The 22501-nt window shown below is 48.5% G+C and carries 30 protein-coding genes, 1 other RNA gene and 2 pseudogenes; 13 read left to right on the top strand and 20 right to left on the bottom strand.

Translation table 11 applies throughout. The annotated features are described in order from the left end of the window. The first annotated feature begins 38 nt into the window (after positions 1-38). Complete coding sequence (locus tag CLR69_RS12080) at positions 39-521, top strand: GNAT family N-acetyltransferase (RefSeq protein WP_129702925.1); 483 nt, start codon at positions 39-41, stop codon at positions 519-521. Positions 522-565: 44 nt separating this feature from the next. Here the strand turns inward: CLR69_RS12080 and CLR69_RS12075 are convergent, their stop codons facing one another. The 3 genes from CLR69_RS12075 to CLR69_RS12065 all read right to left on the bottom strand — a co-directional run bounded on the left by CLR69_RS12075 (position 566) and on the right by CLR69_RS12065 (position 3012). Then, on the bottom strand, positions 566-1192 hold the full coding sequence (locus tag CLR69_RS12075) for a LysE family translocator (RefSeq protein ID WP_129712754.1): 627 nt from the start codon (positions 1190-1192) through the stop codon (positions 566-568). Between the two features lie 198 nt (positions 1193-1390). Further along, complete coding sequence (locus tag CLR69_RS12070) at positions 1391-2173, bottom strand: transporter substrate-binding domain-containing protein (RefSeq protein ID WP_129712753.1); 783 nt, start codon at positions 2171-2173, stop codon at positions 1391-1393. Between the two features lie 260 nt (positions 2174-2433). Next, entirely contained in the window at positions 2434-3012 is a 579-nt protein-coding gene (locus CLR69_RS12065) for a hypothetical protein (RefSeq protein WP_129702928.1), read from the bottom strand. Positions 3013-3215: 203 nt separating this feature from the next. On the opposite strand from CLR69_RS12065, the gene CLR69_RS12060 reads away from it, so the two are divergent. The 3 genes and pseudogenes from CLR69_RS12060 (at position 3216) to CLR69_RS12055 (ending at position 4112) form a co-directional block, all read left to right on the top strand. After that, the gene (locus tag CLR69_RS12060; protein WP_242451599.1) at positions 3216-3665 is read left to right on the top strand and encodes a hypothetical protein; all 450 of its coding nucleotides are present in this window, start codon (positions 3216-3218) and stop codon (positions 3663-3665) included. Between the two features lie 52 nt (positions 3666-3717). Continuing rightward, positions 3718-3885, top strand: a pseudogene (locus CLR69_RS23415) (STM2901 family protein); the annotation flags it as partial. Next, positions 3885-4112 (top strand): DUF1493 family protein, encoded by a 228-nt coding sequence (locus CLR69_RS12055; RefSeq protein WP_242451597.1) that lies wholly within the window; start codon positions 3885-3887, stop codon positions 4110-4112. The pseudogene CLR69_RS23415 and the gene CLR69_RS12055, both read left to right, overlap by 1 nt. Positions 4113-4635: 523 nt before the next feature. Here CLR69_RS12055 and CLR69_RS22895 read toward each other — a convergent pair. Next, a complete protein-coding gene (locus tag CLR69_RS22895; RefSeq protein ID WP_165345994.1) occupies positions 4636-4812 on the bottom strand; it encodes a hypothetical protein in 177 nt (58 codons plus the stop codon). Between the two features lie 287 nt (positions 4813-5099). On the opposite strand from CLR69_RS22895, the gene CLR69_RS12050 reads away from it, so the two are divergent. The 4 genes from CLR69_RS12050 (at position 5100) to CLR69_RS12035 (ending at position 7119) form a co-directional block, all read left to right on the top strand. After that, complete coding sequence (locus CLR69_RS12050) at positions 5100-5591, top strand: YhfG family protein (RefSeq protein WP_129712752.1); 492 nt, start codon at positions 5100-5102, stop codon at positions 5589-5591. Next, entirely contained in the window at positions 5584-6168 is a 585-nt protein-coding gene (locus tag CLR69_RS12045; RefSeq protein ID WP_129712751.1) for a putative adenosine monophosphate-protein transferase Fic, read from the top strand. Before CLR69_RS12050 ends, CLR69_RS12045 begins: the two co-directional genes overlap by 8 nt. 208 nt (positions 6169-6376) lie before the next feature. Further along, positions 6377-6649 carry a type II toxin-antitoxin system TacA family antitoxin gene (locus CLR69_RS12040; protein WP_129712750.1) on the top strand — a complete coding sequence of 91 codons (273 nt, stop codon included), beginning with the start codon at positions 6377-6379 and terminating at the stop codon, positions 6647-6649. Next, positions 6640-7119 carry a GNAT family N-acetyltransferase gene (locus CLR69_RS12035; RefSeq protein ID WP_129712749.1) on the top strand — a complete coding sequence of 160 codons (480 nt, stop codon included), beginning with the start codon at positions 6640-6642 and terminating at the stop codon, positions 7117-7119. The genes CLR69_RS12040 and CLR69_RS12035 overlap by 10 nt, the downstream gene beginning before the upstream one ends. Positions 7120-7175: 56 nt before the next feature. On the opposite strand, the gene CLR69_RS12030 is transcribed toward CLR69_RS12035, so the two are convergent. From CLR69_RS12030 to CLR69_RS11995, 8 genes and pseudogenes are all read right to left on the bottom strand, one after another. Further along, complete coding sequence (locus CLR69_RS12030) at positions 7176-9503, bottom strand: phage/plasmid primase, P4 family (protein ID WP_129712748.1); 2328 nt, start codon at positions 9501-9503, stop codon at positions 7176-7178. A 10-nt stretch (positions 9504-9513) separates the two neighbouring features. Continuing rightward, complete coding sequence (locus CLR69_RS12025) at positions 9514-9855, bottom strand: DUF5375 family protein (protein WP_129712747.1); 342 nt, start codon at positions 9853-9855, stop codon at positions 9514-9516. Further along, positions 9852-10118: a hypothetical protein gene (locus CLR69_RS12020; RefSeq protein WP_129712746.1), complete on the bottom strand. Its 267-nt coding sequence runs from the start codon at positions 10116-10118 to the stop codon at positions 9852-9854. Before CLR69_RS12020 ends, CLR69_RS12025 begins: the two co-directional genes overlap by 4 nt. Beyond that, positions 10115-10309, bottom strand: a complete 195-nt coding sequence (locus CLR69_RS23180; RefSeq protein ID WP_005973630.1) for a hypothetical protein — start codon at positions 10307-10309, stop codon at positions 10115-10117. The genes CLR69_RS12020 and CLR69_RS23180 overlap by 4 nt, the downstream gene beginning before the upstream one ends. Next, complete coding sequence (locus CLR69_RS23175; RefSeq protein ID WP_121266703.1) at positions 10302-10499, bottom strand: host cell division inhibitor Icd-like protein; 198 nt, start codon at positions 10497-10499, stop codon at positions 10302-10304. Before CLR69_RS23175 ends, CLR69_RS23180 begins: the two co-directional genes overlap by 8 nt. Positions 10500-10546: 47 nt before the next feature. Continuing rightward, positions 10547-10846, bottom strand: a pseudogene (locus tag CLR69_RS23170) (ash family protein); the annotation flags it as partial. 8 nt (positions 10847-10854) lie between these two features. Next, positions 10855-11079 (bottom strand): hypothetical protein, encoded by a 225-nt coding sequence (locus CLR69_RS12000; protein ID WP_039281995.1) that lies wholly within the window; start codon positions 11077-11079, stop codon positions 10855-10857. Further along, a complete protein-coding gene (locus CLR69_RS11995; RefSeq protein WP_129712745.1) occupies positions 11076-11336 on the bottom strand; it encodes a helix-turn-helix transcriptional regulator in 261 nt (86 codons plus the stop codon). The genes CLR69_RS12000 and CLR69_RS11995 overlap by 4 nt, the downstream gene beginning before the upstream one ends. A gap of 538 nt (positions 11337-11874) precedes the next feature. Between CLR69_RS11995 and CLR69_RS11990 the strand changes: the two genes are divergently transcribed. Both CLR69_RS11990 and CLR69_RS11985 read left to right on the top strand, forming a co-directional pair. Continuing rightward, positions 11875-12636, top strand: a complete 762-nt coding sequence (locus CLR69_RS11990) for a capsid size determination protein (RefSeq protein WP_129712744.1) — start codon at positions 11875-11877, stop codon at positions 12634-12636. Next, a complete protein-coding gene (locus CLR69_RS11985; protein ID WP_129712743.1) occupies positions 12633-12881 on the top strand; it encodes an ogr/Delta-like zinc finger family protein in 249 nt (82 codons plus the stop codon). Before CLR69_RS11990 ends, CLR69_RS11985 begins: the two co-directional genes overlap by 4 nt. Positions 12882-13392: 511 nt before the next feature. Here CLR69_RS11985 and CLR69_RS11975 read toward each other — a convergent pair. The 5 genes from CLR69_RS11975 to smpB form a co-directional block, all read right to left on the bottom strand. After that, on the bottom strand, positions 13393-14058 hold the full coding sequence (locus CLR69_RS11975; protein WP_129712741.1) for an MAE_28990/MAE_18760 family HEPN-like nuclease: 666 nt from the start codon (positions 14056-14058) through the stop codon (positions 13393-13395). Positions 14059-14070: 12 nt separating this feature from the next. Next, the gene (locus CLR69_RS11970) at positions 14071-15177 is read right to left on the bottom strand and encodes a DUF262 domain-containing protein (RefSeq protein ID WP_129712740.1); all 1107 of its coding nucleotides are present in this window, start codon (positions 15175-15177) and stop codon (positions 14071-14073) included. Further along, positions 15161-16393, bottom strand: coding sequence for an integrase domain-containing protein (locus CLR69_RS11965; protein ID WP_129712739.1), 1233 nt, complete (start codon positions 16391-16393; stop codon positions 15161-15163). The genes CLR69_RS11970 and CLR69_RS11965 overlap by 17 nt, the downstream gene beginning before the upstream one ends. Positions 16394-16586: 193 nt before the next feature. Then, positions 16587-16949, bottom strand: a transfer-messenger RNA (tmRNA) gene (gene ssrA / locus CLR69_RS11960). Positions 16950-16999: 50 nt separating this feature from the next. Further along, complete coding sequence (gene smpB, locus CLR69_RS11955) at positions 17000-17482, bottom strand: SsrA-binding protein SmpB (RefSeq protein ID WP_129702949.1); 483 nt, start codon at positions 17480-17482, stop codon at positions 17000-17002. A gap of 155 nt (positions 17483-17637) precedes the next feature. Between smpB and CLR69_RS11950 the strand changes: the two genes are divergently transcribed. Continuing rightward, complete coding sequence (locus CLR69_RS11950) at positions 17638-18084, top strand: type II toxin-antitoxin system RatA family toxin (RefSeq protein WP_129702950.1); 447 nt, start codon at positions 17638-17640, stop codon at positions 18082-18084. Next, complete coding sequence (locus CLR69_RS11945; protein ID WP_395303116.1) at positions 18074-18355, top strand: RnfH family protein; 282 nt, start codon at positions 18074-18076, stop codon at positions 18353-18355. Before CLR69_RS11950 ends, CLR69_RS11945 begins: the two co-directional genes overlap by 11 nt. A 255-nt stretch (positions 18356-18610) precedes the next feature. Here CLR69_RS11945 and bamE read toward each other — a convergent pair whose 3' ends face one another. The 3 genes from bamE to nadK all read right to left on the bottom strand — a co-directional run bounded on the left by bamE (position 18611) and on the right by nadK (position 21720). Continuing rightward, positions 18611-18946, bottom strand: a complete 336-nt coding sequence (bamE, locus tag CLR69_RS11940) for an outer membrane protein assembly factor BamE (protein WP_011092444.1) — start codon at positions 18944-18946, stop codon at positions 18611-18613. A gap of 152 nt (positions 18947-19098) precedes the next feature. Next, entirely contained in the window at positions 19099-20760 is a 1662-nt protein-coding gene (recN, locus tag CLR69_RS11935; protein WP_129712738.1) for a DNA repair protein RecN, read from the bottom strand. A gap of 81 nt (positions 20761-20841) precedes the next feature. After that, entirely contained in the window at positions 20842-21720 is an 879-nt protein-coding gene (nadK, locus tag CLR69_RS11930) for an NAD(+) kinase (RefSeq protein ID WP_129704824.1), read from the bottom strand. A 148-nt stretch (positions 21721-21868) separates the two neighbouring features. Between nadK and grpE the strand changes: the two genes are divergently transcribed. Then, complete coding sequence (gene grpE / locus CLR69_RS11925; protein WP_129702954.1) at positions 21869-22456, top strand: nucleotide exchange factor GrpE; 588 nt, start codon at positions 21869-21871, stop codon at positions 22454-22456. Positions 22457-22501 lie beyond the last annotated feature (45 nt).

Below are 22501 nucleotides of genomic sequence, written 5' to 3'. Positions count from 1 at the left end.
TTGGTACTGGAAAGTTAGCACCGGAGAAAAGAAGCTTTATGAATATTATCATCCGCCCCGCGCAGAAATCAGACGCAAGTGTGATTCTGGATTTAATTATTGAGCTTGCCGTGTACGAGAAGGCGCGCCACGAAGTGTTGGCCTCGCTTGAGGATGTTGAGAGCTCGTTATTTGGCGAGGGTGCGACGGCCGAAACGCTGATCTGTGAGATTGACGGCAAGCCTGTCGGCTATGCGATTTTCTTCATGAGCTATTCAACCTGGCTAGGGAAATACGGTATCTATCTGGAAGATCTCTACATTGCGCAGGCATATCGTCATGCGGGTGCAGGTAAAGCGTTGCTGAAACAGGTTGCGCGTCTTGCGCAGGAAAGGCAGTGCGGACGGCTAGAATGGAGCGTATTGGACTGGAACCAGCCTGCGATCGATTTCTATAAAAGTATTGGTGCGCAGCCGCAGGATGAGTGGGTTCGCTATCGGATGGACGAGAAGGGCATTGCTGATTTTGTTACGGCATCGTAACGTGTTGCTCCTGCTGGTCTAAAGGCAGCAGGAGCCCTATTGAATTAACGCGTTGAGGCTGCCAACGTGGTGCCTGCCAGAATAAAGATCCCACCCGTTGAGCGGTTAAACAGCTTGATGCGGCGTGGGTTGGAAAACAGGCCCGATAAACGGCGACCGGTGCAGGCATAAATAAACATGATGCTGAAATCGAAGACCGCCCAAGTTACCGCCAGAATGATGAGCTGCAAGGCGTGCGGGGCGTTGGTATCGATAAAATTTGGGAAGAGCGCGGCGAAAAACAGCAGATCTTTCGGGTTACTGATCCCAACCAGAAAGCCTTTGCGGAAGAGTGGAAACCAGCCCGGTGCCCCTGTTTCCTGCACATCCTGTTCCGCTGTGGTCATATCTTTGGAACGCCATGACGCGATGCCTAACCAGATGAGATAAACCGCACCAATAATTTTTAAGGCGATAAATGCGGTGGTTGACGCGGCGAGGATGGCACCTAACCCCAATGCTGAACAGGACATCAATATCATTGCCGCGCTGACTCCGCCGAGGACGGTTGCTGTCGCGCGTGAAGCGCCGTAGCGTAAACCGTGCGACATGCTAATTAAGGCGGATGGGCCCGGAATGGCAATCAGGGCGATGATAATTCCTGTATAAGCCAGCCAGAGGTGAAGGCTCATGATTTCTCCTGCGTGTAGTTCACTGTGAAAGCGTTATCGATAACGGTGATGTTTGAGCGAGATATATTCACATACATATCGGTATTTTCCAACGCGTGATAGTAACAGAAAAGGGACTGATGACGCTCTCCCTCTCGCTAACATTCTGCTGCCGACGCGGGTGTAGGGCGTGGAACGCAGTGGTAACCACGGTTGATATTATTCCTTCACGCTTAAATCGATATCGCCAAAATAGCGTTTCTGTATATTGGCATATATGCCTTTTTGGACGATATTTTTCAGCCCCTGATTGATTAGCTGCTTTGTCTTTATATCGTCTTTGCGTATACCGTATGCGGAACCAATACTGAATAAATCCGCATCGGTGACTTCTGGGCCTTTTAGCTCAAAGCCCTTGCCCTGCGGCGTTTGTAAAAATCCAAATGTCAGAGCAACGGATGGGCATAGCGCAGCTTCAACTCTGCCTGAATATAAATCCTCATAAATGGCTTCCTGGTCAGGATAGCTTTTCACGATTACTCCTGCGGGCAGCCAATATTTGTTGGCGTAAGCTTCCTGAATAGTGCTTTGTTGTACCGCGATATTTTTCCCGCGCAGCATCTCTACATCGGGAAGAATATTTGCCTCTTTCCTTGCGACAAGTTTGGTGGGGACGTGGAAAACGTAGTTACTGAAATCTATCGATTCTTTTCTCTTTCGCGTTACTCCAAGTGGGGCAATAACGTCTATTTTTTTCGAGAGAAGGGCGGGAATCTGCGAATCGAATGTGTTGACGATATAGTCGCATTTTGCATTTATAGATTGGCAGATGGCATCAGTCACCTCGATATCAAATCCCGATGGATTGCCATTTTTACTCATGCTCTGAAAGGGAGGATACGTTAAATCAACGCCAATACGCAGTATGTCCGATTTTGCACATACAAAGGGTGAAATAGAAAAAATGATAACGATCTTCAGGAGAGATAATTTTCTGAACATAACAGTAACACCTCTTTTTAGTCGTATGAAATGAACATTAATGTTCGGTATCCGTATTATCACCAGTGATAGGCCAAAGCGGATCGGGTACCGTTTCACCATTCAGCCCACATTTTAAAAACTGACGTTAATTTACACTTGAGGTTATAACTAATTGTTATTATTTGCTTTCGGAATGTAAAATTGAGAAATCGATGATGTCCAGGCGTGTAAAAGAGAAATAATTTCCAATCGATAATTTCATTTTTGGTCGGGGAGTTTTACTTGTAGGTAAAACGATAATCGACAATGTAAGTGCCGAGTTTATTGACCTTTGCCGTGATCCATAACTCATCCATGCCTTGTCGTCTTTTTTTAAACAATGTCTCTCTATTGGTACATAGCTGTTTCAATTGGTCGGTATGTACATCTTTAATCCATAAACCTGCTTCGCAACGACTACTTTTTCCTGTGGATGGCCCAGGAAAAACAATCTTATAGTCGGATGTGTAACTAATTACCTCATCAGGGAACAGGTAAACGTACACGTCAAAAATATTCACAATGGAAAGAAACCCTAGCACAAAGCCGCCGAAAAACATTTCTAGCGTGTGCTTTAGTTTCTTCTTTACCGAGCGAGAGTAGAATGCTCGGCCAGCAAAGATCAGCCCCAGAACGAGCCCAAAGGTAAGATAGATGGTGAAATCTGGGAGTGTCTTTATCAATATCGTACGACGAGACAGGCTAGAAGCCCAAAGCATGTACCAGAAAATAGATAGGATGATGGATACGACGAGGAGCGTAACGCGAAAATCCTTCGATACTAAATAAGTTATCATTTTTTTATAGAGGCGGTGCATCTATCCATGACCTTGTATCAACAGCTTGTTTTGTTGATATTTTACATGACTTCACAACGTAAAGAATCAGCATGGCTTTTTTATGGTTTATTGAACTATATACTACTGATTAATAAAATAAATAATTATATTCAACCTCTTGTTGTTGTAGGCGGTTACCACGACAATATAGAGGGTATTTAATTTATTCAGAAGGATATTGAATGATGAGAAACAAGGTGAAGGTTTTGATGGTCACAGCTTCGTTGATGGTATCTTGTTCTGCGATGGCTGATTGGAAACCTTATAAGACTGTGACGTTGGATGGATATAACAATACTATCCCTGGTGGAAGTGTTTACAACGAAACCGTGGTGGCATCGGGTGTCTATCGTTTTCGCATTGATCCAACTTCTGTCGGTATCGATTATGCTACGGGGCAGGCTGGAAATACACGCTCAAAGTCGGCTGCATTGATGGTATATGATCGCACCAGCACTGCTGACAAGACTGCGGCTGTAAGCTATTACGGTTTGAATGATGATGGCTTACAGGCTTCTGCGATCATTCATGCATTTCCGCAAACAGGGGGATTTGATTTGTACCTTCAGGATTGGCAGCGTGTAGATAATTCCGGCACAGTGAACGTTATTATTGAAAAATGGCAGGATTGACCAACTGAAATAACGAACCGAATGTCATTCGGTTCGTTATAAATGACCATTATTGAATATGAGCCCTACGAATAAGATTGCCTCTTTTATTGGTCGTTATATTCCATGGATAGGCTACGCCCAATTGATAGCTATAATGCAATGGGTAGCAAGGGATACTCGTAGACAGTATAACCTGATCGCTAGGCCAGAAGACCGCATTGAATGGACGTATTTCTGATGAGCAAAAGAGATATCGAAAATGAGGTGATTCAATATTTCATGGAACGTTACCCTATTAAGAAATATTGGTTTAAATCCGGTATTAGACAAGTCACTAAATACTGGATGTTACAGGATGATTCCCCTTTTTTGCCAGAAGATGCTCACGATTTTCTTCTCGATGTATTCGGGCATTTTAATATTGATTATTCAAATTTTGAGGGAAGAAATTATTTTTTAATATGAGTATCCTATCTGGCAAAAGAAACCGCTATCGAAAGCGTTAAAGCCCCTCACCGTCGAGATGATTATTGAGTCAGCAAAGCAGGGAAATGGTTATACGATTAGAGGCATCTCATCGTTGATGTCGTATTGATGTTTTAGTTTGACGCAAAAAAACTGGATAGCGTCGATTTACTGTATCGCATCTGAGTAGCCAGTCGTCGTCTGATTCGTGTTTCAGCTAAAGATTAGTCTGCATGTCTTGTATGCATATACCTAAACGTATACCAATATCATCGTGCCTGACTGGATGCTCTCGGATAATTACAGACACAAAAAAGCCCGCAGGGCTTGCGCCATGCGGGCTTTTCGTACTTCATCGGGCTTATCTGGTAATACCCGATGTCTAAATTGGTGGGCTGGGGGAATCTGAATAATTCACGTAACTCAATGATATTGATGTTTTAAGTGTGAGTTCAGACTTTGTTCATAGGCCTAAACGTGAGCCTACGAAAAATGACGATGAGTATGTGAGATAAAAAAAAGATCAATTTTCACTCAATTCTTTACGCCTTTTGATCGCGGAGAGCAATGCTGGTGAAATTGGTGCTTCGGATAGTAGGGTAGTTGCGAATTGATGTTGTCCTTCCGGCTCCAGCTTAAGCAACATCGTCTCTTCGTTCTTTGGCGAACGTTTTTCTTCACGCTTTAATTTATAACTCATCCGGATCGACCCTAACGCGTTTCCCCTTCACCCATGATACGGAATTTAACGCCCAATCCAAAAAGCAGCAATAGAGCGGTATAGACGTGACGCCAAAATAAAAAGATTTTGCATAAAACTGTTCACTCTCTTCATCTTTCATTTTTTTCTTTATTTTTAGCGAGTTAAGTGGTTAACAGTGAGTGAACAGGTGACGAGTGACTCATCACCCATGCAGGTAAGATACGCCTAGGTCGTAATTGTGGTACTCTTTATCGCATATATATGCGGATTAAAGGTGAAAGCACATGCGCTATGAAATGGCGGTACTCGCGGCTCTGGTACAAGAGGATTCCCCTAATACGCACTCTATCGTCACCGCTACAGGTATCTCTGAAAGAAAAGTACAGGACGTGTTAAACACGCTCCAGTCAACGATGGATATCAGCATATCACGCGAGAAGAATGGCAAACGACAAGCCTTGTCTATCTCGTCATGGGGTGTCTTTGGTGACGGGGAACGGTTGATCGAGAAACTGAAAAATACCGATCTGTCGATATTTAAACAACACCGGAAAATCACGACAAAAGCACTGCCAGACAAAACACGATCCCCACGTATGGTGACGCTGGAAGAAAAGCGTGATTACTACAATCAGGTGAAACTCAAAAACTATCGGGACAGTATGCGTCTTGAAGGATTCAGCGTTGAGGATACGCCACTTCCCGCAGACAAGCAGGAAAGGGAAGCGCTGAGAAAAAATCTGATAGCCATGTATAAGGCGAGTGGTTATGTCTGATAAATACGGCTCAGGGCAAGATCCTTATACCTATCCTGATAGCGATGTTCTGATAAATAAGCTCGGCATCAATGATGACAGCCAATTCGACGATGCGGAGCGTCAACTATCCGAATTGGCTGTTCTCGATATTGATTTTGAAGAACCGCCTTACGATTTACATTATTGGTGTGGGCTGCACGGGAAAATATTCGGGGATTTATTCGATTGGGCAGGAGAAATGCGGTGTATCGATATTTCTAAAGGTCAAACACGTTTCTGCACCGTATCCCGTATCGAAATTGAAGCCAATAAAATTTTTACACGGCTATCCAATGATGATTTTTTACAAGGCCTTGAACGTCCAGCGCTAATAACTCAGTTAGCAGAATATTATTCAGATTTGAATGTAATTCACCCGTTTCGGGAAGGCAATGGACGTTCTCAGCGTTTACTGTTCGAGCATATGATTATCAATTGTGGCTATGGTGTCTCTTTCGAAAAGATCGGCGTTCAGGAATGGTTGGCGGCTAACGTGGCCGGATACCACGGCAATATTCGACCATTAGCCGATATTTTTGAGAAAAGCATTCTCTGACATCCCAATAAAAAGATTTTGCATAAAACTGTTCACTCTCTTCACTACGGATTTTTATTTTTATGAATCAATGTATTAATGGGTGATGAGTTGATGAACAGGTGATGAGTCACTCGTTACCCCACAGTGAAATTTAATAGGCGTGTAGCTATTTACTACACAATTGGCTATGATTTTTGTATAACGATTAGCTATACAATGGGCGATTATGAGAACCGAAGCAAAAGAAGCGCCGATCAACATTCGGGCTAAGTCATCACAACGGGAACTGATAGACGTTGCCGCGAAGCTGCTTTCAAAGTCACGTACTGATTTTATCCTTGAGGCCGCCTGTCGTGAGGCAGAAGAGGTTCTACTGGATCAACGCCTGTTTCTGGTTGATGACTCACAATTCGATGCGTTTATTAACGCACTGGAAAAACCCGTCGCTGCGAATGAGCGGTTACAGGCGTTATTAAACAGGACATCACCGTGGGAATAACGGCACCTGAATTATTATTGCCTCAGCATGCCGTAGTCGATTTCCGAAGTTCAGAGCCGTCACTAGACGAATGGCTAAAGCGTAAGGCACTCAAAAATCAGACCATGGGGGCATCACGTACTTTTGTCGTATGTGAATCCGGTGAGAATCAGGTTGTTGGCTTTTACGCGCTGGCAACCGGCAGCATACAACGTCAATCCGTATCGGGTGCGTTACGGCGTAATATGCCTGATCCGCTGCCAGTATTAGTCTTGGGGCGTCTGGCTGTTGATGAACGTTATCATCGCCGGGGGATTGGCGCAGGTCTGTTGAAAGATGCAGTATTGCGTTCCCGGCAGGTTGCTGAACAGGTGGGAACAAAAGCATTATTGGTTCATGCGCTCTCTGAAGAGGCAAAGGCTTTTTATCTGCACTGGGGTTTTACACCCTCGGAAATCCAGCCAAGCACATTGCTTCTACCGCTCTGGTAAGGCTATGCATCCAAAGTAAAAACCGGCCTGCGCCGGTTTCGTCGTATTTGGTATCTCTATCTCGCTATCTCGCATTTGGGCAGCCAGTCGGCGTCTGATTCGTCTTTCAGTTCAAGGTTAGTCTGTATGCCCTGATTGGTTCGCCCCTTGAGGTACGTCTGCCCGTATTCCGACATCATGTTAGGCAGCACCTTACCAAAGGCCGTCAGGCTGATGGGCTTCTGGTGGCCGTGTGACTCCATAAAAGACAGGTAAGCGTGGTACAGGTATTTACGTGGATTGCGCGGCGTAATGTTGGCGTTACCCATATACAGCCCGGTGGTGTCACCGTGTGCCAGCAGGTAGCCGCAAAAATCAACCAGCGGGTCAGCCTGCCGTTTGATTTCCAGCGCCTCGGCGGAGTGTTGCTGCGCCTGTAACAGCGTCCGGGCGTCGTTTGGGGCGGTAAAGCGTTTCATCAAGTGACGCACAATCACCGCCAGCTCTGCGCGTATTTTCTCTTTCAGCTTGGGGTCGCGTTCGCTGGCAGGGATGGTTTCGCCGAAGTGGATTATCACCCGGCGACGGGACACGCCGCCGCTGCGGTCGCTAAAGCGCATCGGCGAGTTATTCACAGCCAGAATCACCGCCGGAATACGGGTGGAATAGGCATCACGGTATTTCGGGTCAACCATCACCGCATCGCCGCCGGTAATCGCCTTGATGCCTGCACCGTCACCGCTCCATTTTTCCTGATCCGGTAGTACGATTAATGAGAAACCGATAATCGACGAACGTTCACGGGACGATTCAATGGTGTTGATGGTGGCCGCTGTGGTGTTGTCCTCCCCGGCCAGCATGGTGGCGATTTCCGCCAAAATACTTTTCCCGCTACCGCCGGGGCCAGTGACTTCAAGGAACAGTTGCCAGTCGTAGCAGTTCGCCAGCACCATAAACAGCGCGGCCAGAATACGCTCCTGCTTATCCGCGTGGTTCCCGGCGGCACGGGTCAGCCAGCGCCAGAAGTGCGGGGCGTTATCCGCAAGGTTTTCCCCAGCCTTAAACGGCGTGTAATCCACATCATTGACGGTATTCAACCAGTGCTCCCGGCGATGCGGTTTAAATTCACCGCTGGCAGTATCAAACACCCCGTTACGAAAACCGATTAACCGGCGCTGGGGCTTTTCCTGCATCGGGATAATCAGTTTCAGGGTGTCCAACACGCTGCCAATCCCGGACGCGGTAAAGGGTGCCTGTATCTTCTGAAACAGCGCCGCGATATCCCGGCTTAACAGGCGATAGGGCAACACTTTCCACGCGCCGTTCTGGTACTGGAAGAACGTTTCCCCGAAAGCGTCAATCGCCAGCGCATCGCGGTAGTGTTCGCGTATCTTCTCCGCTTTCTCGCTGGCGCTCATGGCCTTGAATTCAGCCTCACCCAGCGACGCAAACGGGCTGGCTTTTTCCGGCAATGTAAGCTCGTTCAGGTGCTGCCGGGTGGCGTCGGCACCCTCAGCAAGATAGACATCATTCCAGTCACCAAACACCGGCGGCAGCGCAACACGGCCATTGACGGCAGCGGCGGCCTGTTCCGCTTTGGTCTGGCCGGTGCCGTTCTCGTCCCGGTCAGCCGCTATCAGCAGCGTAACCGCCGGGTGGCGGGTTTTCAGCTCACGGGCAAGGGATGGCAGATTGTTGGCGCTGAGCGCGACATACACCGCATCACCGGTTAACTGATGCAGCGTTAAGCCGGTGGCGTAGCCCTCGGCCAGCCAGATAACGCTGGCCTGCTTGCCGCTGAAAGCGTGAAAGGTGCCTTTGACCTGTCCACCTTTTAACGTGCGCTTGTCGCCCTGTGCATTGATAAGCTGGAGATTGACTACTTCACCGTCCGGTGTGGTCAGTGGCACCAGTGCGTCACCGGGCTGATAGGTGATACCGCCCACGCGCAGCGGCTTACCCTGTAAGGTTGGCATGGCGATATCCGGCCAGCCTTTGGCATTCAGGTAGGCGTTACCGGGTTGTGTCACCGCCTCTTTCAGTTTCGCCTGTGCCTGAACCGCCGCCCGTTGCCGGGCGGCCTCGCTGTCTGCGTCGTCAGGTGTTGACGCTACCGGGCTGTCCGGCAGGTCGCCCAGCCATGCGCCTACTTTCAGGGCAGCTTCTGTCGGCGTCAGGTTCAGGGCTTTCTCCACCAGATTCAGGCCATCCCCTGCACCGCACTGGTTACAGAACCATGTGCCGCGCCCTTCTTTGTTATCGAAGCGGAAACGGTCTTTGCCCTCGCACATCGGGCAGGCGGTATGCTGCCCGGTGGCATCAATGCGGATACCCACGGCCGGGAGCAGTTGAGGCCAGTGGCCGCTGGCGCGTTTCACGGCCTGTGTCACGGTAAGGTGTGCCATGCGTCGCCCCTTAATGCAGTGTGGTGGTTGGGGTGGAAGCTGTCGCACACTGGCACAGCTCCCCCATGATGATGTGCCCCAGCGCGGTTAACCGGGGTTTATCGGTCAGTAACGTGGGCTGCACCATATCGCCCAACATGGCGCAGGCGATTTCCATCCCGGTGGCGGTGCCGTGCTCACGCACATGTGCGCCCTCCAGCTCCAGCGCAATGGCAATTTCCAGTTCGGTTAAGTTGCAGTTCAGGGCAATGCCGGTTTCCCGGCAGTTATCCAGATAGGCCTGTGCCACAGCGCGACGGTACACGGCGGTGCGCACTTCCAGCGGAATACAGGACTGATTATTGCTGTTCATTGTGCTGTCTCCCGTGCGGTGAAAAGTTGGGCTTCACAGTGGGTCATGACGTGGCCTATCTGGTCAGTCAGCAGCGCCACCAGTGCGGCCATATCATCGGCCGGTAACGTATTGGGTTTGGCGACGGTCATGCCGCATTGCTGAGCGTCCAGCATATCGAGAAACATCACACCAACGCGGTGCGCATGAGACAGGCGCAGGTAGTCAGCGTGGGGAATGGGATAGGTATCCTGATTATTGAGACGGGCGGCTAAGCTATTCATGCGCTCACCCCGTTGTCAGTTTCCGGCGCTTCCGGGCTTTGCAGCGTAACGGCCAGCAGCTCCAGCCGTTCGGCCAGTACAAACGTCAGTACCTCTTTGGCTACCGGGTTATCCAGCTCGATGACGGCGTGCGTCAGAGCGCGGCACTGGTCGGCGATTTCATCAAGGGTCAGCGGGGTAGAATCAAACATGGCTAGCCCCCTGAACAGGGAGACGGCCAGCAAAAGCCAGTACATAGTCACGTGCCAGCAAACGGCGGGCGCTGATTTCATCCGGGGCGATAACGGCTTCACGGTGCGGTAAGGCGCGTAATTCGGCGCGGCGCACAGCCAGAAACAAGAAGGTAAATTGCGGGTGTGACGGGGTGAGGGTCGTAGCCATGTGGCATTCTCCGTTGAGTAGCATGTATAGCTACCACCGGAAACGCCAATTTCATTGGTGGTAGCCCAGACAGGGTTGGCGTAACCGGCCTCAACGAATACCGGCCAGCCCGAAGGCTGCCCTGCCTGAGCCACCATTGTTTGGATGCAATAACGGCTAAAAAGCTGCCGCACAACATGCAATAGTGCTAAGGCCGCGACGTAAAAAAAGACGCATGGCGCGTCTGGTGTCGCCGTTGAGTTGCTCGGGACGCCAATCCCGGCTACCGATTTTGCGGCAGCGGCAGAACTATAACGCCAAAAAGCCCCGGCAGGCAAGCCGGGGAAACGGATAAATTGCGCAGTCATGAACAGCCTCAGCAGTTGGTCAGCGCATCACCGGCACGGGATGCACAGTAACGCCGGGGTGAATCAGAGGCGGCGGGCGTCGGTGCAACGCTCAGCAGCAACGCACCGAAACGCTGTTCACGGGCGGCAACGGTGGCCGGGTTACGGATGGCGGGAAACAGTTGATCGCACAGACTGAGGGCTTCCCGCTCATCAAGTGTGACTGACTGCCCGGCGATAGTTAAGGTGATCATGCGTGGCTCTCCTGTTGACGGGCGGCGATACGCTCGGCCACCCAGTGATGAATTTCGGACTCAACCCACGCGACACTTTTCCCACCCAGCGAAACGTTGGCGGGAAAGGCTTTGCGGCTGCTCAGCTCGTACAGCGTCGAGCGGGAAATACCGGTGACGTGCAGCACTTCCGGCAGGCGCATTAAGCGCTCTCTGGCCGGATGAAGTGGCATCGGGGGCACAGCAGGAATGGGAGTTGGGGATGGGGCTGACAACATGTGACGCTACCTCGTTAATGTCCACTCGGCTCTGGCCGGATGGCGCTGGATTTCTCTGGTAGCTCGCTATTATGTGAATATTTTCAGGGCTGGCAACAAGGGGCTGTTGTGTCATCGGTGAGCAAAAAACAGGCTTTGTTTGCCACCGGATTGTCATTGTTTCTCTTAGTTTTCCTTTGTTTCTCATTTGAGAAAAGTCTACGTGTTTATGGCTATTAATCACCGCGCTATTTATAGGAAATAACATCGTAAAAACCGCTCGCCAGAAAAAAGGCTCAAAAAACCGGGTGAACAGTGTGAACACTCGGTGAAGAGTTTCTTATCAACCATTCACCTATTTATTTATTGATTTATCTATTCTTTTTTCTCAGGTGAAGAGTAGTGAATAGTTTTATAAAAGATTTGGTTTTAAATCGGGCAAACCGGCTAAGGGTGAGATTGTTTTGTGTGGCCGATGACAGGACAGGCTCAGATAGCGGGGGTTGTGTGGTGAATTGCACAATAGCCACCAGACACTAACCCCAATGGAGCAATGACCATGAGCCAGACAACCACACCAGACACTAAACCCGTTAATCCCCTGCCGGATACGCTGACAAAAGCGACAGACTATTACCTGAGAATGCGGAAAGCGCACACCGTTAATGCGAGTGAGCTGGATAACATCGATACCGCGATTGCCCGTGCCAAAGAACAGAAAACCAATACGGAAGCGGAAAATCAGCTTTCCGATACTGACTGGCGTACGCGTTTTCTTGCCGCCCGTGGCAAAATGACGGAAGAACTGAAAAACCAGCAATTACAGCGGCTGGCACAGCGCGAACTGGCACAGGAGTATGACGGCTTGCTGGCACAGTTAGAAATCGACCAGCTCAGGCAAAAAGCGAAATGCCACACCTCAGCAAAAGATTGTTGTAACGCTCACGCCAGTGCCCTGCGAGACTACGCAGAATGGGAGTTTAATCAGGCGTTAAATACCATCAGTGCAAACGTGATCCGGGCGATTAAGTTAAAGCGGCATATGCTGGATATCACCACCTCTGAACTTACTCAGGGTCTCGCCTATCAGAATCCCGAAAAAGTGGTAATGGATTTGGTTACTGAAAAGCTCAAGGCGAAAACGAATAACTACCGTTTTGATATGAGCAACGAGCCAGTGCTGTCATCGCTGGGGCTGAACGTGCCCTCATTGCCGCATGCCGATTTTGCACCGGTATCCAGCCTGGCAAGACGGACGGTATTTTTTCAGGAATTGAAAGAAAAAGAGGAAGCATTAAAAACACGGAGCCAAAAAGTATGATGCATTGCCCGTTCTGCGGCCATGCCGCCCATGCCCGTACCAGTCGCCTGTTATCGGAGAACGTCAAGCAGCGTTATCACCAGTGCCGGAATATTGAATGCTCGGCAACTTTTAGGACACTGGAATCGATAGAGGAAATTATTCAGCCGTCGAATAGACGAGATCTGCCGGTGCCGGATATTCCGTTATCACCGGCCATGCAGAAAAAATATAAGGATTACCCAGCCTCAGTCCTGTGGAATTAATTAGCCAGATTATAATTTCATTGCCGTTAATATCAGGAAGTCGCTCGCCATTGCGCGGGCTTTTTTGCGAGCTTTTTTCTCTGGCTAGCAATTTTTTGGCCGTGCATGCATACGGTGCATGGAATTGCATGCATGAGGATAATTCAAAAACACCAGTTTCCCCTTGCTACAAGGCTTCTGGAGCAATTTGTACCATGCATGGAAAGTGCATGATCTAGTGAGAGCGGGCAGGCGGGGAGAGGGTACGCGCGAAGGGGTAGAGTGGCGAGGATAGTATTGCGCGCGGGGGCGATGTATTCTATTTTGCTTATGAACTTGTTGTCGGGTATTCTTTAGAATACGAAGGTGTAGTAGATGAAAATGAAAGATTTAAGAGATTTTAATACCGCAGGATATATAAAATCCATAACTATAAATATTTTTTTTGAACAATGAAAATCACATTTTTTAATGGGGGAGGGTTTCATTAACAAAATATTTATTTTTATGAAACCCCACGGTAAATAATAATTTAAGGTGTTGTGGCCGTGTCTTGTTTTTTTAGATATCTCTTCGTTGAAGCATTGTTTAATAACTCGTTCTTGAAGTTTCTCATTAATGTTAGTGTTTCCTGTGAAATGTCTTTCCATTCTTTAGAGTTAACATCCAAATACTCTCCATGAGCTATGCAGTTTCTACGTTTAAGTAGGCTCTCATCTATAAAATTATATTTTGTGCTAAAACTTTCAACTGAAACACCGATGCTCTTTGCAATGTTATCAAAAACATGTGATTTTAAGTTTGACTCTGTTTGTATCGCAGAGTCAAAATTGAGAGTTGCTCGTCCTGATTGTCCAGATAAAATAAATCTGATTGATTCAGACATCAAATCATGCTTATTTGTTGCCACAATCAAACTAAGTTGTTTGCGCATTCCTAATACAATCAAACATTCTTCTAAATCAGAGTATTTCAACTTAAGGTTGGATAGATATTCTATATATTTTCCTGCGCTGTTTTTTATAAACCCCTCCCAATGAGCATATAATAGAGGGATTGATGCACGAATCATTGTCTTTTGAGCGACAGAACGGGATGTTTCAATTGTATTAGTTAAATAAGATACCTCTTTGATTCTCCATGCCATTTCGGAATCTATATAGTCCTGAAAAGCATCTAGCGTTCGTATTTTAGCCATGGGAGCATTCTCTTAAATCTTGAAATATTCAATTGATAACGGTAGTAAGTTTGCTAAACGAGTTGTGCCTCTAACTCCTGCTCCTGAGTTTTTTGTGAAATTCTCATCGTTCCAAAGCGATTTTATTTTTTCTATGATGAAATTAATTCTATCTTCTTGTTCTGGCATGTTAAAAATAGAATTATAATTTGCTTGCATTCCATTTGTTATTATCTCATATAAAGAGATAAGGAATTTACCTTTAAAATCCTGTCCATCCCATTTTTTGAATGATTTATTCCCCAAGATGTCATTTAATAAATTGAACACATCTAAAAATATTTTCTCCTCAAGTTGAAAGTTAATTGTTGACTTGCAAAGTTCTACGTTTGCATAATCTAAATGCTCATGGATATCCATTCCCGATACATAAGGGAAGTGACGGTATGCGAAAAACTTTAATACAAGCTCCATATTCGCTTGTTTTTCAATCGCTTCATCAGTTTGATTTGTTGTAATTGTAAATGAAGATTGTTCCGAGCATTTTTTCAACCACTGAAAAAATTCTGGATTTAACATTACGGCAGTACAGTTTCTTACTTCTTGCTCTGAAAGATTTGCCCCTCCGGTATTGAGACGTTGAAATAATTCATATTTTGCATAAGGATCACTACCTTTTCTAAGTATTTCTACTCTTAATCGTGCTCTCTTAATCTCAAGCTGTAATGTTTTTCCTATTTCATTTTCAGGTGTAGTAGAGTCACTCCATTTTTTATTGGCTAAACTAGGAAGAAATTGTGTTCCATTTAAGATTGATAATGGTAAATAACCATTGTTATCCTTGCTTTCAAGAATCCCACTAAACTCTAGGATAGTTGAAACACGTTGTAATCCATCAATTAGTTCCCAAATACCTTCATCATCTTGATGAACAAATATTGGTGGGATTGGTATTCCTAATAACAGTGATTCAATAAAACGTGTTTTTTTTGATAAATCCCATCTAAATAAACGCTGATAGTCAGGAGATATAACCAATTCCTTATCTCTGTATAGGTTCATAATTTCACCAACAGACATGTCATAACCATCAGATATTATTTGCTTCTTGGATAGTAGAACTTCATCTTCTAGACTCATTGTATCTTCCTTTTTCATTAATAGTATATTGTGAGTGTGTATCTTTTCCCCACCAATCCATCAACTCTTTACGCTGTTCGAGATAGGTAGAGCGGTTATAAGCCCGTCTAACCTCATTCCTATCACAATGCGCTAACGCCGCCTCAATCACATCAGGATTAAAACCAGCTTCATTCATTGCGGTACTGGCTATCGAGCGTAAACCATGTGCGACCAGTTTGCCACCGTAGCCGATGCGTTTTAATGCGGCATTCGCGGTCTGGCTATTCATGGGTTTTTTAGGATCGTTGCGACTGGGGAATACATGTTCCCGGTTGCCGCTGATAGGGCGCATGATGTCGAGTAGTTCCAGCGCCTGATCGGAGAGTGGAACGATATGATCACGCTTGGCTTTCATGCGTTCCGCCGGAATGCTCCACGTTCTTTTTTCTATATCGATCTCTGCCCATGCCGTTGCGGAGGCTTCCGCGGGGCGAATCAGCGTCAGTAGCTGCCATTCTAATAAGCAACGGGTTGGAATGGACAGGTTAGACATGGCAATGGTGCGCATTAGCTTGGGTAGCTCTTCTGGCCGGATAGTCGGCATGTGTTGCTTTTTAGGGCGTTCAAAGGCCATACCAATACCAGAGGCGGGGTTAGCGTCAATCAGCCCCGTATTTACCGCGTAAACCATGATTTCGTTAATGCGCTGTACTAACCGCCTGACGGTTTCCAGTGCGCCACGGGCTTTAATCGGCTCTAGCGCCTGTATCAGCGTGCGGGCTTTGATTTCCTGTACCGGGATATTCTCAATAGCCGGGAGCACGTCTTTTTCCAGCGATCGCCAAATGTCTTTGGCGTGATCTGCACTGACCTTTGTCTGTTTTAGTGTGAACCAGTTACGCGCTACATTGATGAAAATGCTTTCTACCGCGATTTGCGCTTCTTCCTCTTCTTTAGCCACTTTTTGCTGTGGATCTATGCCTTTTGCAAGCAGGGCTAAATGTTCAGCTCGTAGTTGTCTTGCGTCGGCCAATGATAAGGCCGGGTAGCTGCCAAAGGAGAGTGTCGTGCGTTTCTTGGTATCAGGGCGTAGATAGCGAAACCGCCATAATTTTTTCCCTGACGGTTTGATAAGTAGAAAGAGGCCATCACCATCATGTAGGCTTAACTCTTTATCAGGCGTTCGTGCTTTGCTGACTTCGGTATGTGTCAAAGGGCGTGCAATTCTTGGCATGGCGGGGTCGTCCGTGTTTTAGGCCTACGTTTTTAGGCCTATATGATACCGTAGGCCTAAACGTAGGCCAATAATCTCTGGATTCAGGCGAATATCGTCGGACAATGACGGACACAAAAAAGCCCGCAGGGCTTTCACCATGCGGGCTTTCCGTACTTCATCGGACTTATCTGGTAATAACCGATGTCTAATTTGGTGGAGCTGGGGGGATTTGAACCCCCGTCCGGAACCACTCTACCGTCGGTACTACATGCTTAGTCAGTCTTTACATTCGCTTGCCAGCTGCGGACAGACACGCCACTAACAAACTAGCCTGATTAGATTTAGTGCTTCAACCCCAGGCAAGGCATCCACACGATCTCTTTTGGGTTTGACCTCTCTTGATCCCCGTCCTAAGAGCGGAGGCTAGGGAGAGAGGGCTCAAAGCAGGTTATTAAGCTGCTAAAGCGTAGTTTTCGTCGTTTGCGACTATTTTTTTGCGGCTTTTTACGAGGCAAACCGCCCCTCGGCATGCACCTTGGGCTTTGCAAATCCCGTCGAATCCAGAATCAGCCCCCAAGAAACTGTCGCCAGTATACCAGAACTTACTGTTGTTAAGCCAGTGGCTTAGCGATTGGCGTTCTTCATGATACGGGCTTTGTCTAACTTCCATTCACGTTCTTTAATGTCATCACGCTTGTCGTGATCTTTTTTACCTTTTGCCACGCCGATTTTGACTTTGCTCCAGGCATTTTTCCAATACATGGACAGCGCGACGACCGTGTAACCATCACGGCTGACGCGGCCAAACAGCGACTCTAGCTCGCGTTTGTTGAGCAGGAGTTTGCGTGTACGGATGGGATCGCACACAACGTGTGATGACGCCACATTCAGCGGCGTGATCGTTGCGCCAAACAGGTATGCTTCACCGTTCATGAAGGTGACATAGCTGTCGCTGAGGTTGGCTTTGCCTGCGCGCAGTGATTTGACTTCCCATCCTTGCAGAGCAAGACCAGCCTCAAATTCCTCCTCAATGAAGTATTCGTGACGGGCGCGCTTGTTCTGCGCAATGGTGGCGGAACCGGGTTTGTATGCTTTTTTCTTTGTCATAGTGCCGTCATTATACTGGATGTCATTGGGAATGAAATCCCCGCCGTGTGTCCGTGTCGTGGTTAATGATATCGTGCGATAAGCTTCGCAGAATTTTTGCCTGCCGGGCTATCAATGCTATTATTTTGCGCGTTTTATGAATCACGGAAAATAGTATGCCAAAGATAAGTCGTTCCGCACTGGTGCCGTTCAGCGCTGAACAGATGTACAAGCTGGTGAATGATGTCGCTTCCTACCCCGCGTTTTTACCGGGCTGTACGGGGAGTCGCGTGATCTCTTCCTCAGAAGGAGAGATGACTGCCGCCGTAGACGTTTCCAAAGCCGGTATCAGTAAGACATTTACCACACGTAATACGCTGACGCACAACCAGAACATCAATATGCAACTGGTCGATGGCCCCTTCCGTCAACTGGGTGGCGACTGGCATTTTACGCCGCTGAGCGCCGATGCCTGTAAAGTCGAACTGCATCTGGAGTTTGAATTCACCAATGCCTTGATTGAACTCGCTTTTGGCAAAGTATTCAAGGAGCTGGCGGGAAATATGGTGCAGGCTTTCACGCAGCGAGCAAAAGAGGTTTATAGTGTCCGCAATGCAGGTTGATGTGGTCTATGCGTTGCCGGAACGTCAGTATCTGCGCACGGTGAAACTGGAAGAAGGCAGTACGGTTGAACAGGCGATTGTGGCATCGGGCCTGCTAGAACTACGCCATGATATCGATTTACAGGTGAATAAAGTCGGCATCTACAGCCGTTCGGCGAAGCTGGCCGATGTGGTGCAGGATGGCGATCGCGTGGAAATTTATCGTCCGCTGATTGCCGATCCAAAAGAGCTACGGCGTCAGCGTGCGGAGCGTTCTAAGAGCAAATCCTGAGTTATATTGTTAAACGACACATAGCGTTAAGCGACACATAGCGTGCCTACCGATTGCCCTGACTGATAGGTCTTTACAAAAAACACAGGCAAACCTGAAACCTTCAGATTTGCCTGCTGTTATTTTTGCTATACATCAAACTGCGTATGCGTTGGCTCTCTTAAGTACTCTGCCGTGGTGGGCTTCGTCTTAAAGCGACGCTTCTGGTAGATTAGGATCATTCATCCTGATTCAACTGAGCGGCGTGGAAAAGCATCAATCCAGCGCAGGTTTGTTGTTGATGTTGGTCAGCACACCACTGCCGCTGAAGGTTAGCGTCAGCGTCTGCTGTTTGACCGATTCATGGCCAGGCTGCTGGCGGAAGACGTAAAACCAGGTATCGCTGCCAAACGGATCCTGCATCATAGGCGTACCCAGCGTATAAGCGACCTGTTGTTTGGTCATGCCGGTGTGAATTTTTGCAACGTCAGCCGGTGCCAGATAGTTTCCCTGATTGATGTCCGGCCGATAGACCACCTTTTCCAGCGTGGAACAACCGGCAGTCAGCATAACAACCACCGCGGCGACGACAGTCAGCGTTTTACAGCGCATAGTGATTACATTCCTTAAGGGCATAGGTTGCCGATGATAATAGACCTTGCAGGACTTGGAAACCTGCAAGGCGATTGTATGACCTCAGGAAGGTAAAAAAGTTGAGCTTTTTTACCTTTGATGCACCTTTCTTGCCCTGTCGGCAGCAGATTTTAGGCTGCCAACAATTCTTTGGCGTTCGCCAGCGTGTTTTTGGTCACGGCGCTGCCACCCAGAAGGCGAGCCAGTTCTTGTAACCGCGCACGTTTATCCAACGGTTGCATCAATGTTTCCGTTTCTGCGCCGTCAGTTTGCTTGCTTACGAAGAAGTGCTGATGACCGCAGCCTGCGACCTGCGGTAGGTGCGTCACACACATAACCTGCGTGGATTCGCCGAGTTGGCGCAGCATTCTGCCGACAATAGCGGCGGTCGGCCCGCTAATCCCCACATCGACCTCATCGAAGATCATTGCTGGCGTATCCATTTTCTGCGCGGTGATGACCTGAATAATGAGTGCAATACGTGACAGCTCGCCGCCTGATGCCACTTTTGCCAGGGTTTGGTGCGGCTGGCCGGGGTTGGTGGTCACGCGGAATTCAATATTGTCGGCACCGGTAGCCGTCAGGCTGTCTGGCGTAAACTTCACGTCAATGGTGAAGTGGCCGTGCGGCATCGCCAGTTCACGCATATTGGTGGTGATGAGCTGTGCCAGTTCACTGGCGTGGTGTTGGCGGCGCACGTGCAACTGTTCTGCTAGATGCAACGCCTGCTGATGATATTCGCCAACCGAGGCGCTGAGCGCGTCATGATCGCTTTCCTGCTGTTCCAGTTGCTTCTGTTCTTCCAGCAACTGCTGATGGAACGTCGGTAGCGACTCTGGGGCAACGTGATGTTTACGCGCCAGTGCAAGCTGACGTGACAGGCGCTGTTCTAGTTCATACAGCCGAATTGGGTCGAGATCCATCTGTTCACTGTAGTGGCGCAGCTCATCGCTGGCTTCACTAAGCTGAATGCCCGCTTCTTCGAGCATGGATAGCACGCCAGACAGCTTGTCATCCATGCTGATGAGCTCGTCAAGCTGATGTTTTACGCTGTGCAGCATACTGATGATGTTCTGCTCGTCGTCTTCGCTAAGCAATTGCATGGCCTGTTGGCTCATCGTTAGCAACTGACCGCTATTCGCCAGACGTTTGTATTCGACGTCAATCTGTTCGTATTCGCCAGGCTGTGGGGAGAATTCATTCAGTTCTTTCAATTGATATTGCAGCAGTTCCCGGCGGGCCTCGCGTTCAATTGCAGCTTGTTGCAACTGTGCCAATGCGCGGCAGCTCTGGTGCCACTGATGCCACACCTGTTGCATAGCAATCAGCAATTTCGGTTCATCGGCATAAGCATCCAGCAGGTGTTTTTGATGATCGGCGCGCAGCAGTAACTGATGGGCATGCTGGCCATGTACTTGAATCAGATGCTGGCCGAGCTCACGCAGTTGAGACAATGGCACGGCGGTGCCGTTAATAAAGCCACGTGAGCGACCATCGGCGCTAATCACGCGGCGTAACAGGCACTCGTTACTATCATCCAACTGGTTTTCTTCCAGCCACTGACGTGCCATCGGAGTATCCGTCAGCGCAAAGCGCGCGCAGATGTCGGCTCGGGCAGCCCCTGGCCTGACCATGCTGGCGTCAGAACGATTTCCCAGACATAAACCGAGGGCATCAATCGCAATGGACTTCCCCGCACCGGTTTCCCCGGTGATTACGCTCATTCCTGACTGAAAATCGATTTCTAATTCGCGCACGATGGCGAAGTTACTGATAGTGAGTTGCGCCAGCATGATAAGCCCCTGTATGTAATCACATGTGATTACATACAGTATAAACTGGTTTTATATACAGTAAAGTGGCTTAATTGAATTTTAGAATAATTTTTTTGACCAGCCGAGTTTTGAACTTAGTGTGTTGAAATAGCTGTAGTTTTTTGGGTGAATCAAATTCAGGTAATGTTCACTGCGGCGAATCAGCACTTCTTCACCTTCCTGTACCGGTAACGCAATCTGGCTATCGCAGCTTATTTCCAAATCATTGGTAATACAGGAGAATTTCAGCCTAATTGTGCTACTGCTATTGATCACCAGCGGACGGGCAGACAGCGTGTGCGGGAACATCGGCACCAGCGCAATAGCGTCCAGCGATGGCGTCAGGATAGGGCCGCCAGCGGAAAGCGAATAGGCAGTTGAGCCTGTCGGCGTGGCGATAATCAAGCCATCCGAGCGCTGGGAAAAGGCGAACTTGTCGTCAATATAGACTTCAAATTCAATCATGTGAGCCACTTTTCCGGGGTGAAGCACCACCTCGTTAATCGCGGTACTGATGCTGTCGGGCTGGTTTGCGCGACAGACGTGCGCTTCCAGCATGAAGCGTTGTTCGCTCAGGTAATGACCGTCGAGCACGTCAGAAAGTTGCTGCTGCGCATGGTCGGGATCGAGGTCAGTCAAAAAACCGAGGTTGCCACGGTTTACACCAATAACCTTGATGTCATAGCGTGACAACACGCGTGCCGCGCCCAGCATGTTGCCATCACCGCCGACAACCACCGCCAGATCTGCCTGCTGGCCGATGTCGGCAAGGCTACCTGTCGGTGCGTCCTTCAGGTTCAGTTCGCGCGCGATTTGCTGTTCGATCAGAACCGAGTAACCCTTGTCGGTGAGCCAATGGTAGAGCATCTCGTGCGTTGCCAACGCCGTTGGATGGCGCGGGTGGCCGACAATGCCAATACAATTAAACGGCTTGTTCATTGTAAGCGGTGTGTTCATTGCTGTTTTGTCCTCAGCGTGGTGTATCGGCAGCGTCGGAAACCAATATATGACAGGTTCCCTTGAATCCCCGATTTTGATCCCCATAATAAGCAACTAGCGAGATTAATGCTAAACCGCGGAGAATTTCATGAGTAGTAAAGAACAGAAAACGCCTGACGAGCAAGTCCTGGATCAAAAGGAAGCAGCAAAAGGGCAGCAAGCGGATGCCGCGCCAGAGACGGCAGACGTAGCTGACCCGCGTGATGCGCGCATCGCCGAGCTGGAAGCCCAGTTTAGTGAACTGCAACAGCGTGAACGTGACAATATGCTTCGCGTCCGTGCTGAAGCCGATAACATTCGCCGCCGTGCGGAAATGGATGTCGAGAAAGCGCATAAATTTGCGGTAGAGAAATTTGCCAGTGAAATGCTGCCGGTCATCGATAACCTGGAACGTGCGCTGGATACGGCGGACAAGGCCAATGAATCGCTGGCTGCAATGATTGAGGGTGTTGAACTGACGCTGAAATCGTTGCTGGATGCCGTGCATAAATTCGGTATCGAGGTGGTGGGTGATGTGGGTGTACCGTTTAACCCCGAAGTGCATCAGGCAATGACGATGTTACCTTCAGCCGATCACCAGCCGAACCATGTCATGATGGTTATGCAAAAAGGCTATACGCTGAACGGCCGTTTGCTGCGTCCGGCGATGGTTGCCGTATCAAAAGCACAAGACTAATACTCTCTGCTTTTACGCACTATCTGCTTTTTACGTACCATAGTG

Origin of the sequence: Pectobacterium zantedeschiae (assembly GCF_004137795.1) — a bacterium.
Classification (GTDB): domain Bacteria; phylum Pseudomonadota; class Gammaproteobacteria; order Enterobacterales; family Enterobacteriaceae; genus Pectobacterium; species Pectobacterium zantedeschiae.
This window is presented reverse-complemented; position numbering and strand designations above follow the sequence as displayed.